Consider the following 12,090-nt stretch of genomic DNA (forward strand, 5'->3'; position numbering starts at 1 on the left):
GGTGGTGCAAAGCCAGTCCAGTCAAGGGATAGCGCGGAATCGGACAGTCGGCCTCGCACTCGCTTTTCGCTTTTCAGTCATTAAATGTCCACTGAAGGTCAACCAGGTCAACTGAACGGAAGCCATGTCGAACGCCAACCCATTCTTCTCGCAGACCCTCGCCGAGCGCGACGCAGCCGTACGCAAGTCGGTGCTCAAGGAACTCGAACGCCAGCAGTCGCAGGTCGAACTGATTGCGTCGGAAAACATCGTGTCGCGCGCTGTGCTCGAAGCACAAGGCTCGGTGCTGACGAACAAGTACGCGGAAGGCTATCCCGGCAAGCGCTACTACGGCGGCTGTGAGTTCGTCGATGAAGTGGAAGCGCTCGCCATCGAACGGATCAAGAAGATCTTCAACGCAGGTTTTGCCAACGTGCAGCCGCACTCGGGTGCGCAAGCCAATGGTGCCGTGATGCTCGCGCTCGCAAAGCCGGGCGACACGATCCTCGGCATGTCGCTCGACGCAGGCGGCCACCTGACGCACGGCGCGAAGCCCGCGCTGTCCGGTAAGTGGTTCAACGCGGTTCAGTACGGCGTGGATCGCGAAACCTTGCGCATCGATTACGACCAGGTCGAAAAGCTTGCGCACGAGCACAAGCCGTCGATGATCATCGCGGGCTTCTCCGCTTATCCGCGCGTGCTGGATTTTGCGCGCTTCCGTGCGATCGCCGATAGCGTCGGCGCGAAACTGATGGTCGACATGGCGCACATCGCAGGCGTGATCGCGGCAGGCCGTCATCCGAATCCGATCGAACACGCGCATGTCGTGACGTCGACCACGCACAAGACGCTGCGCGGTCCGCGCGGCGGCTTCGTGCTGACCAATGACGAAGACACCGCGAAGAAGATCAACTCGGCCGTGTTCCCCGGTCTGCAAGGCGGTCCGCTGATGCATGTGATCGCGGGCAAGGCCGTCGCATTCGGCGAAGCACTCGAAGACAACTTCAAGACCTATATCGACAACGTGCTGGCGAACGCGCAAGCGCTCGGCGAAGTGTTGAAGGAAGGCGGCGTCGATCTCGTGACGGGCGGCACAGACAACCATCTGCTGCTGGTCGATCTGCGCCCGAAGGGCTTGAAGGGCACGCAGGTCGAACAGGCGCTCGAGCGTGCGGGTATCACGTGCAACAAGAACGGCATTCCGTTCGATACGGAAAAGCCGACGGTCACGTCGGGCATTCGTCTCGGCACGCCGGCGGGCACGACGCGCGGCTTCGGTGTTGCCGAGTTCCGCGATATCGGCCGCCTGATTCTCGAAGTGTTCGACGCGCTGCGCACGCATCCCGATGGCGACGCGGCAACGGAACAGCGCGTGCGCCGCGAGATCTTCGCGCTGTGCGAACGCTTCCCGATCTACTGAGCCGCTCGATCTACACGAAAGCCCCACAGCTACGGAGTCAAACATGAGCAACCTGCACGACAGCAGCATCATTATCGACGGTCTGAACATATCGAAGTTCGACCGCTCGGTGTTCGAAGACATGAGAAAGGGCGGCGTCACCGCGGTCAACTGTACGGTCTCCGTGTGGGAAGACTTCCAGAAGACCATCGACAACATCGCGGAAATGAAGCAGCAGATCCGCGAGTACAGCGAGATTCTCACGCTGGTGCGCACGACGGACGACATTCTGCGCGCGAAGAAAGAGAACAAGACGGGCATCATCTTCGGCTTCCAGAACTCGTATGCGTTCGAGGACAACCTCGGCTATATCGAGGTGTTCAAGGAACTCGGCGTGAACGTGGTGCAACTTTGCTACAACACGCAGAACCTGGTCGGCACCGGCTGCTATGAGCCGGACGGCGGTCTCTCGGGCTATGGCCGCGAAGTGATTCAGGAAATGAACCGCGTCGGCATCATGGTCGATCTGTCGCATGTGGGCGGCAAGACTTCTTCCGATGCAATCGCCTGCTCGAAGAAACCCGTCACGTATTCGCACTGCTGCCCATCGGGTCTCAAGGAGCATCCGCGCAACAAGAGCGACGAGCAACTGAAAGAGATCGCCGACGCGAACGGCTTCGTCGGCGTGACGATGTTCGCACCGTTCCTCAAGCGTGGCCCGGATGCAACCGTCGAGGACTACCTCGAAGCGATCGACTACGTAATCAACGTAATCGGCGAAGACAAAGTGGGCATCGGCACGGACTTCACGCAAGGCTACTCGACCGAGTTCTTCGACTGGATTACGCACGACAAGGGCCGCTATCGCCGTCTGACGAACTTCGGCAAGGTCGTGAACCCGGAAGGCATTCGCACGATCGGCGAGTTCCCGAACCTGACGGCTGCGATGGAAAAGGCAGGCTGGAGCGAATCGCGCATCAAGAAAGTGATGGGCGAGAACTGGCTGCGCGTGTTCGGTGAAGTCTGGAACGTCTAAGCGAAAACCTGAGAGAACAAGGAAACCTGCAATGCAACCGCAACTGCCCATCGACGTCGATCCGAACACGGGTGTCTGGACCACCGACGCGCTGCCGATGCTCTACGTGCCGCGTCACTTCTTCACGAACAATCACGCTGCCGTCGAAGAAGCGCTCGGCGTCGAAGCGTATGCCGAGATTCTCTACAAGGCCGGCTACAAGTCCGCGTACTACTGGTGCGACAAGGAAGCGAAGCAGCACGGCATCAGTGGCATGGCTGTGTTCGAGCACTACCTGAACCGCCTGTCGCAACGCGGCTGGGGTCTGTTCAAGATCATCGAAGCCGACCCGGCGACGGCGCACGCGAAGATCGAACTGCGCTATTCGTCGTTCGTGCTGCAGCAGCCGGAGAAGAGCGGCAAGCTCTGCTACATGTTCGCCGGCTGGTTCGCAGGTGCGATGGACTGGGTCAACGACACGACGGAAGGCGGCAAGAAGGCGCCGCGTAGCCAGTCGAAGGAAGCGCAGTGCGCGGGCGAGCATCACGACCACAAGCACGACCACTGCGTATTTGAAGTATCCCCGCTTGCAGCTTGACAACAGAAGTACAGGCACGCGGCCGCTCGCTGGCTGCGTGACTGAAACAAGAGACTGAATCGAACCCGCTCGAGGTCGCCCGCAATGCGTTACCCCAATCTGTTCAAACCCTTGACGCTCAATCAGCTGACGCTGCGCAACCGCATTGTCAGCACCGCGCATGCCGAGGTGTATGCCGAACCGGGTGGTCTGCCCGGCGACCGCTATATCCGCTATTACGAGGAAAAGGCCAAGGGTGGTGTGGGCCTCGCCGTGTGCGGCGGGTCGAGCCCGGTGTCGATCGACAGTCCGCAGGGCTGGTGGAAGTCCGTCAACCTGTCGACGGACAAGATCATCGATCCGCTGTCGCGTCTCGCTGAAGCGATGCATCGCCACGGCGCGAAGATCATGATTCAGGCGACGCACATGGGCCGCCGCTCCGCATTTCATGGCGAGCACTGGCCGCATCTGATGACGCCTTCCGGCGTGCGCGAGCCCGTACACCGCGGCAACGCGAAGATCATCGAAGTGGAAGAAATCCGCCGCATCATCAGCGACTTCGCGGCGGCTGCGAAGCGCGTGAAGGACGCGGGCATGGACGGCATCGAAATTTCGGCCGCGCACCAGCATCTGATCGATCAGTTCTGGAGCCCGCGCACGAACTTCCGTACCGACGAATGGGGCGGCTCGCTCGAAAACCGTCTGCGTTTCGGCGTCGAAGTGCTGCAGGCGGTGCGCGAAGCGGTCGGCAAGGACTTCTGCGTCGGCCTGCGCATGTGCGGCGACGAGTTCCATGAAGACGGCCTCGATCACGAGCAGCTGAAGGAAATCGCGCAGGCGATGTCGGAAAAAGGGCTGATCGATTACATCGGCGTGATCGGTTCCGGCGCGGATACGCACAACACGCTCGCCAACTGCATGCCGCCGATGGCGCTGCCTCCCGAGCCGTTCGTGCATCTCGCAGCGGGCATCAAGTCGGTGGTCAAGCTGCCCGTGATGCACGCGCAAAGCATTCGCGACGCGGGGCAGGCGGAACGTCTGCTCGCGAACGGCATGGTCGATCTGGTCGGCATGACGCGCGCGCAGATCGCCGATCCGCACATGGTCATCAAGATCCGCGATGGCCGCGAGGACGAAATCAAGCAGTGTGTCGGCGCGAACTACTGTATCGACCGCCAGTACAACGGTCTCGATGTGTTGTGCGTGCAGAACGCGGCGACCTCGCGTGAAGCGACGATGCCGCATGTGATCGAGAAAACGCGTGGACCGCGCCGCAAGGTGGTCGTGGTCGGCGCGGGTCCGGCGGGACTGGAGGCGGCGCGCGTTGCGCGTTCGCGCGGTCACGATGTCGTGCTGTTCGAGAAGAGCGATGCTGTGGGCGGGCAGATCATGCTGGCCGCGAAAGCGCCGCAGCGCGAGCAGATGGCGGGCATCGTGCGCTGGTTCGACATGGAAACGAAGCGTCTCGGTGTCGACCGGCGTCTGGGTGTCGAAGCCGACGAGAAGATGATTCTCGCCGAGAAGCCGGACATCATCGTGCTCGCCACGGGCGGCACGAGCTTCACGCAGCAAGTGCCTGCATGGGGCGTCGAGGAAGGTCTCGCCGTGAGTTCGTGGGACATTCTGTCGGGCAAGGTCGAGCCGAAGCAGAACGTGCTCGTCTACGATGGCGTTAGCACGCATGCAGGCGCGGGCGTGGCCGACTTTATTTCGAGCCGCGGCTCGAAGGTCGAGATCGTCACGCCGGACGTGAAAGTGGCCGACGACGTCGGCGGCACGACGTTCCCGATTTTCTATCGGCGTCTGTACGCGCAAGGCGTGATCCACACACCGAACTACTGGCTCGACCGCGTGTACGAGGAAGACGGCAAGAAGATTGCCGTGATCCGCAACGAGTACACGGAAGAACAGGAAGAGCGCGTCGTCGATCAGGTCATCATCGAAAACGGCAGCACGCCGAACGACGCGCTGTACTGGAAGCTCAAGTCCGAATCGGTGAATCGCGGGCAGGTGGACGTACACAAGCTCTTCGCGGCGGAACCGCAACCGTCGCTTTCGGAAGAACTCGGCAATGGACGCTTTTTGCTGTTCCGTGTCGGCGACTGCATCTCGATGCATAACATTCACGGCGCGATCTACGACGCGCTGCGTCTCTGCAAGGACTTCTGACGATGAGCCCGGCGTTTCTCATCACCGCGTTGTTGTGGGTCTCGGTCGCCGGCCTTGCGTTCGCGGTCGCAAAACGGGCGGCTTACTGGCGTCTCGGACGGGCAACGGCAGCCGGCGCATTCGGCTGGACGAACCTGATGACCATTCCGAAGCGCTATTTCGTCGATCTGCATCATGTCGTGGCGCGTGATCCGTACATCGCGAAGACGCACGTCGCGACGGCGGGCGGTGCGATTGCGGCTTTCGCGCTCGTGTTCATCAACTACGGCCTGGCGATCTATTCGCCGTGGCTCGACCGGCTGATCTTTCTGGCTGCGCTGATCATGCTGGTGGGCGCCGTGTTCGTATGGCGCCGGCGTCACGCGAAGGATGTGCCCGCGCGCCTGTCGCGTGGCCCGTGGAATACGCTGCCCTGGTTGCTCGGCTCGTTCTCCCTCGGTCTGTTGCTGTACACGCTGTTGCCGGCCTCGGCGATGTCGGGTGGACTCGCGATCATCTTCGCGCTGCTGATTGCGGCAGGCGCGTTCGCGATGACGTTCGGCGCGGCGCGTGGTGGTCCGATGAAGCACGCGTTGGCAGGTCTCTTGCACCTCGCGTTTCATCCGCGTCAGGAACGGTTTGCAGCGAAAGGCGACGTGCGTCGTGAAGCGGTCGTTCCGCCGACTGCGCTCAAAGCGCCCGTGCTCGAGCAGAACGAATACGGCGTCGGCAAGCCCGTCGAGTTTCGCTGGAACCAATTGCTGAGCTTCGATGCGTGCGTGCAGTGCGGCAAGTGCGAAGCGGCGTGTCCCGCGTTTGCGGCAGGCCAGCCGCTCAATCCGAAGAAGCTGATTCAGGATCTCGTGACAGGCATGGTCGGCGGCACGGACGCAGCGTATGCGGGCAGCCCGACGCCTGGCATCAAGGTGGGCCAGCATGGCGGCGATCCGCAACGTCCCATCATCTCGAGCCTGATCGAAGCCGATACGGTGTGGTCATGCACGACGTGCCGCGCTTGCGTCCACGAATGCCCGATGCTGATCGAACACGTGGACGCGATCGTCGACATGCGTCGCAACCAGACGCTCGTACACGGCACGGTGCCGGGCAAGGGGCCCGAAGTGCTCGCGAATCTGCGCGAGACGGGCACGATGGGCGGCTATGACAAGGCGGCGCGCTACGACTGGTCTGTCGATCTGAATTCGCCTGTCGCGCAACCGGGCAAGGCTGTCGATGTGCTGCTCGTCGCTGGCGAAGGCGCGTTCGACATGCGCTATCAGCGCACGTTGCGCTCGCTCGTCAAGGTGCTGAACAAGGCAGGCGTCAACTACGCGGTGCTGGGTGGCGAAGAAACGGATACGGGCGACGTCGCGCGCCGTCTCGGTGACGAAGCCACGTTCCAGCGCATGGCGAAGCAGATGATGGGTACGCTCGCGACGCTCGATTTCAAGCGCATCGTCACTGCCGATCCACACGTGATGCACAGCCTGCGTAACGAATATCGCGCGCTCGGCGGCCGCTATGAAGTGCTGCATCACACGACGTTCCTCGCGGAACTCGTCGCGAGCGGCAAGCTGGCACCGAAAGCCATCGCCGCGTTCAACGACAAGACGATCACGTATCACGATCCCTGCTATCTGGGCCGCTACAACGGCGAAACGGAAGCACCGCGCCAGTTGCTGAAGACGATCGGCATCAAGGTCGTCGAGATGGAGCGGCATGGCAAGCGTGGCCGTTGCTGCGGCGGTGGCGGCGGCGCGCCGCTGACGGATATTCCCGGCAAGCAGCGCATTCCCGATATCCGCATCGCCGATGCGCGCACGATCGGCGCGGACGTGGTCGCGGTGGGCTGCCCGAACTGCACGGCGATGCTCGAAGGCGTGGTCGGTCCGCGTCCCGAGGTGCTCGATGTGGCTGAACTCGTTGCGGCCGCGCTGGAGTGAACGATGAATACGACTATTAAACGTATCGATCCGCGCCGGCCCTTCGTCATCACGGCAGCAGGACTGAAGCGCATCACGCTCGGCGCGGAGCATGTCGCGGGTGCATCGACTGATCACGCGCTGCATGCTGGCGCGCATGGCCATGCCGCCGTCAAAACGCTGCGTACCACGCAAGCGTCGCAACGCACGCTGCTCGTCGTCGCACACAGCGACCGTGGCGGCCTCGACGATCACGCGCGCCAGGCGCTGGCAGCTGCCGCACTGATCGCGGACGCGGCGACGCAAGTCGCGCTGCTGGTGCTCGGCGAGCTGAAGGATGACGCCGCCGCGCTTGGCGCGGACAAGGTGATCGAACTGCCGTCGTTCGACCGCCGCACGTTCGCGCCTGAACGCGAAGTGCAGGCCGTCGCGGCGTGTGTCGCGCAACTCGCGCCCGCGCACATTTTCATACCCGACAACCCGACGGGCGACGGCGATCTCGGCCGGCGTTATGCGGCGCTCGCGGGCGCAAGCATCGCGACGCACGTGGTGCAGATCGACGCGAAGCAGGTGTCGACGTATGCGCAGGCGAAGAAGGCCTATGCAACGCGCGCATTGCCCGACGTGATTCTGCTTGCTGCGGGTGCAGTCGATACGCGGCTACCGTTTATCGGCGCGGGCGAGCGGCTCGAACTCACTGCGTCCGCGCAGACGAACGACGCGTCGAACGGCGCATACCGTGATCTGGGTATCGAGGAAATCGACGCCGCGCAAGTCGCGCTGGAAGAGGCGGACTTCATCGTGTCGGCGGGTAACGGCGTGACGGATGTTGCCGCGTTCGAAAAGCTCGCGAGCACGTTCGGCGCGGCAATCGGGGCGAGCCGCGTTGCCGTCGACAACGGCATGTTCACGCGCGACAAGCAGATCGGCGCGACGGGCAAGACTGTCGAGGCTAGTGTCTACATCGCGTTCGGCATTTCGGGCGCGGTGCAGCACTTGCAGGGCATCAAGGATTGCCGCCACGTGATCGCGGTGAATCTGGATGGCAGCGCGCCCATCGTCAAGCGCGCAAACCTGACGATCATCGGCGATACGCAGGCGACCATCGCGTCGCTGATCGACGAGATCGACCGGGCGCGCTCGGGCCGTGGCGCGGGCGCTGCGCCCGTTGTGAAGCAGATCGTCGAAGGAGTCGCGGCATGAACGGCAAGCTCGAAAAAATCGCGGTGCTCGTGTCGGTCGGCAAGCATCCTGTCAGCGGCGTCGCGCGCTATAGCCGTAACGATGCCGCCGCGCTGGAAATCGGCCGCCAGCTGTCGAGCCAGCACGCCGCGCGACTCGACGTGCTGCATGCGGGCGATCCGGGTAATCCCGCACTCGAAGAGTACCTGGCGCTCGGCGCGGAGCGCGTCGAAGTGCTGACCTGCGCAGACAACGGAGACGCCGTGGGCCTGCTCGCAGTCCGGCTCAAAGGCTATGACCTCGTGCTGACGGGCACCTGTGCCGAAGGCGCGTTCGACAGCGGCATGCTGCCCTACCGGCTCGCGGACGCGCTGCAGGTCCCGCTAGTCGGCACGGCCGTCGAAGTCTCGATTGCAGGCGGCCGCGCGACGGTGCGGCAATTCTTGCCGAAGGGCGTGCGCCGCCGCGTCGAGGTCGCGCTGCCCGCCGTCGTCGCCGTGCATCCGCTCGCGACTGTCACGCCACGCTATGCGTACGCGCGGCTGCGCGCCGGCTCGATCGCGCCTCAGCGCGTGGAGGCGGGCGCCGACGCGGAAGCGGCGCAATGGACGCTCGCGCCCGTCGCGCGCAAGCCGGTCCGGCTCGCCGCCGCCGAGAAGCGCACGGGCCATGCCCGCATGCTGTCCGCGACGACCACGGAAAGCCGGGGCGGCAGCGTCGTAATTGAAGGGACTTCGGTCGAAAAAGCACAAGTGATACTCGATTATTTGCGCGAGCATCAACTCATCGAATACTGATTTTGCGCCGCACCCACACGGCCTCGGAACCCGGAGCACACATGAAAGTATCGGCAGACATTCGCGCGCTCGTCGATCGGCGCAAGAAGGGTTACAGCCTCGAAGCACCGTTTTATCTGAGCGAAGAAATCTTCTCGCTCGATATGGACGCGATTTTCCGTCAACACTGGATTCAGGTCGCCGTCGAGCCGGACATTCCCGAGCCGGGCGATTACGTGACCGTCGAACTGGGCAACGATTCGATCCTGATCGTGCGCGACGACGACATGCAGGTGCGCGCATTCCACAATGTGTGCCGCCATCGCGGCGCGCGTCTGTGCAACGAGGACAAGGGGTCAGTTGGCAATATCGTGTGTCCGTATCACAGCTGGACATACAACCTCGCGGGCGAGCTGATGTTCGCCGAGCACATGGGCGAGAAGTTCGACCGCTGCAAGCACAGCCTGAAGAGCGTGCATGTCGAGAACCTTGCCGGTCTGATTTTCGTGTGCCTCGCGCAAGAGCCGCCCGTCGATTTCGCCGTGATGCGCGCGGCAATGGAGCCGTATCTGCTGCCGCACGATCTGCCGAACTGCAAGATTGCCGCGCAGATCGACATCATCGAGAAAGGCAACTGGAAGCTCACGATGGAGAACAACCGCGAGTGCTACCACTGCGTCGCAAACCATCCCGAGCTGACCATTTCGCTCTATGAGTACGGCTTCGGCTATCAGCGCTCGCCTGCGAACGCGGAAGGCATGGATGCGTTCGAGCGCACCTGCATCGAGCGCGAGAAGCAGTGGGAAGAGATGGGTCTGCCTTCTGTTGAAATCGATCAGTTGTCGGATGTGACGGGTTTTCGCACGCAGCGTCTGCCGCTCGATCGCAGCGGCGAATCGCAGACGCTCGACGCGAAGGTCGCATCGAAGAAGTTGCTCGGCGGATTCGAGCAGGCCGACCTGGGCGGGTTGTCGTTCTGGACACAGCCGAATTCGTGGCATCACTTCATGAGCGATCACATCGTGACGTTCTCGGTGATTCCGCTGTCGGCGGGCGAAACGCTGGTGCGCACGAAATGGCTCGTACACAAGGATGCGGTGGAAGGCGTCGATTACGACGTAGCGAATCTCACGGCCGTGTGGAACGCGACCAACGACCAGGACCGTACGCTCGTCGAATTTTCGCAGCGCGGCGCCTCGAGCAGCGCATACGAGCCGGGTCCGTATTCGCCGTACACGGAAGGGCTCGTCGAGAAGTTCAGCGACTGGTATGTGCAGCGCCTTGCGGCGCATGTCGAGAGCCCGGTGGCGGAGCAACGCACGATCAACATCAAGGCCGTTTAAGGCCGGCTGCAGATAAAACCAACCGGATGCCTGGCGGCAAGTGGAGCAAGCAATGATGCGCGATGCAGCAACCTTCGGACCCGTCGAAAGCCGCGTGACGAAGCCCGAATTCTGGAGCGCGTTGCCGGCGCGCTGGACGAGCGATGTCGAGGAAACGCTGGTCTGCTGCCAGGTTCGTCAGGAAACGCACGACGTGAAGAGTTTTTTCTTCCGTTCGCCGGAAGGCCGTGCGTTCGTGTTCGAGCCGGGGCAGTTCATCACACTGGAGCTGGAGATCGACGGCGAGACGATCAATCGCTGCTATACGATTTCATCGTCGCCGACGCGGCCGCATACGATTTCGATCACTGTGAAGCGTGTGCCTGGCGGCAAGGTGTCGAACTGGCTGCACGATAACCTGCAGGCGGGTGCGCGCGTGCGGGTGCTGGGGCCGGCGGGTGAGTTTACGTGCGCGCGGCATCCGGCGCGGAAGTATCTGTTTTTGTCGGCTGGGTCTGGGATTACGCCGTTGATGTCGATGAGTCGCGCGCATCATGAGTTGAGCGAGGATCGCGATATCGTGTTTGTGCATAGCGCTCGCACGCCGGATGACATTATCTTCTCGCGGGAGCTTGATCTGATTGCTTCTAATCAGGTTAATTTCAGGACTTCGTTTGTCTGTGAGCGGGTTGGGAGTCGGACTAACTGGCCAGGTGTTACTGGCTTTTTGACGCTGCCGCTGCTGAAGCTGATTGCTCCGGATTTTATGGAGCGGGAGATCTTTACCTGCGGTCCTGCGCCTTATATGCAGGCTGTGCGCAATCTGCTCGATGAGGCGGGGTTTGATCGCAAGCAGTATCACGAAGAGAGTTTTTCTTTCGAGACGCTGATCGAGAATGAGCCTGAAGTTGCGGCTGAAGTGCTTGAGGCCGAAGAGAAGGCTAATGGTGCTGCAAATGGCACGCAAATGTTCTCGGTGAGCTTTTCACGCAGTAATCGGTCGATTGAATGTGGGTCGTCGCAACATGTGCTGGATGCGGCCCGGCAGGCGGGAGTGCGGTTGGCCGCTTCCTGTACACAAGGGATGTGTGGCACCTGCAAGGTGAAGCTCGTGTCTGGCCAGGTGGAGATGAAGCATAACGGTGGGATTCGGCAGCGGGAGATCGATCAGGGGATGGTGTTGTTGTGCTGTAGTAAGCCTTTGAGTGATCTCGTGGTGGATAAGTGAGTTTTTTGTCTGCGACGGCTGATTGGTTTGCTTGATTTTCTTCTGGCATCCGCGTTATGCCTTCGTGCTTCAAGCGTCGCCCCTGTGCGGGGCGGCACCTACTTTTCTTTGCCGCCGCAAAGAAAAGTAGGCAAAAGAAAGCGGCTAACACCGCTAATTCTTGTGTTTGCCTGAGGGCCCCCAAAGGGTCTTACGCTTCGCACGGCAGCCTTTCTGTTTGCGTGCGTTGCCAACGCTTCGAATGAACGCCTCACCCGCCTCGAATGCCCGTACCCGGGCAAGCGGCAGCGAACGGTATGTGCCGCCCAGGTGGCAAACTGTGTGTAGGTTGTCGCGTCGTACACGTTAGCGCTCTTACTGGCGGGACGCATGCGTTATCGGTCCGAAGTGTGGCGTGTGTGGCACTACGCCCTACACACAGTTTGCCACCTGGGCGGCCGTGGAACATCTGGCATGGCGTGTCGCAACGCGAGCGCGTGAAGCGGGTGAGGCGCACCGCAAGAGCGTTGGCAACGAGTATGGGTCACGTGATTGCCGTGTGA

9 protein-coding genes are annotated in these 12,090 nt (G+C 62.0%); all 9 read left to right on the forward strand.

From position 1 onward, the window contains the following. The first annotated feature begins 124 nt into the window (after positions 1-124). Positions 125-1,399 carry a serine hydroxymethyltransferase gene (locus C2L65_RS21415; protein WP_042314021.1) on the forward strand — a complete coding sequence of 425 codons (1,275 nt, stop codon included), beginning with the start codon at positions 125-127 and terminating at the stop codon, positions 1,397-1,399. 43 nt (positions 1,400-1,442) lie between these two features. Beyond that, complete coding sequence (locus tag C2L65_RS21420; RefSeq protein ID WP_042314023.1) at positions 1,443-2,414, forward strand: dipeptidase; 972 nt, start codon at positions 1,443-1,445, stop codon at positions 2,412-2,414. A 31-nt stretch (positions 2,415-2,445) separates the two neighbouring features. Then, complete coding sequence (locus C2L65_RS21425) at positions 2,446-2,991, forward strand: DUF5943 domain-containing protein (protein WP_042314027.1); 546 nt, start codon at positions 2,446-2,448, stop codon at positions 2,989-2,991. 84 nt (positions 2,992-3,075) lie between these two features. Next, positions 3,076-5,139 (forward strand): NADH:flavin oxidoreductase, encoded by a 2,064-nt coding sequence (locus C2L65_RS21430; RefSeq protein ID WP_042314030.1) that lies wholly within the window; start codon positions 3,076-3,078, stop codon positions 5,137-5,139. 2 nt (positions 5,140-5,141) lie between these two features. After that, on the forward strand, positions 5,142-7,061 hold the full coding sequence (locus C2L65_RS21435) for a (Fe-S)-binding protein (RefSeq protein ID WP_042314034.1): 1,920 nt from the start codon (positions 5,142-5,144) through the stop codon (positions 7,059-7,061). Positions 7,062-7,064: 3 nt separating this feature from the next. After that, the gene (locus tag C2L65_RS21440) at positions 7,065-8,243 is read left to right on the forward strand and encodes an electron transfer flavoprotein subunit alpha/FixB family protein (protein WP_042314036.1); all 1,179 of its coding nucleotides are present in this window, start codon (positions 7,065-7,067) and stop codon (positions 8,241-8,243) included. Next, positions 8,240-9,019 (forward strand): drug:proton antiporter, encoded by a 780-nt coding sequence (locus C2L65_RS21445; protein WP_042314039.1) that lies wholly within the window; start codon positions 8,240-8,242, stop codon positions 9,017-9,019. Before C2L65_RS21440 ends, C2L65_RS21445 begins: the two co-directional genes overlap by 4 nt. Positions 9,020-9,060: 41 nt before the next feature. Then, positions 9,061-10,341 carry an aromatic ring-hydroxylating oxygenase subunit alpha gene (locus C2L65_RS21450; RefSeq protein WP_042314041.1) on the forward strand — a complete coding sequence of 427 codons (1,281 nt, stop codon included), beginning with the start codon at positions 9,061-9,063 and terminating at the stop codon, positions 10,339-10,341. 52 nt (positions 10,342-10,393) lie between these two features. Beyond that, positions 10,394-11,548, forward strand: a complete 1,155-nt coding sequence (locus C2L65_RS21455) for an FAD-binding oxidoreductase (RefSeq protein WP_042314044.1) — start codon at positions 10,394-10,396, stop codon at positions 11,546-11,548. Positions 11,549-12,090: the final 542 nt, after the last annotated feature.

It is taken from the genome of Paraburkholderia terrae (assembly GCF_002902925.1).
Lineage (GTDB): Bacteria > Pseudomonadota > Gammaproteobacteria > Burkholderiales > Burkholderiaceae > Paraburkholderia > Paraburkholderia terrae.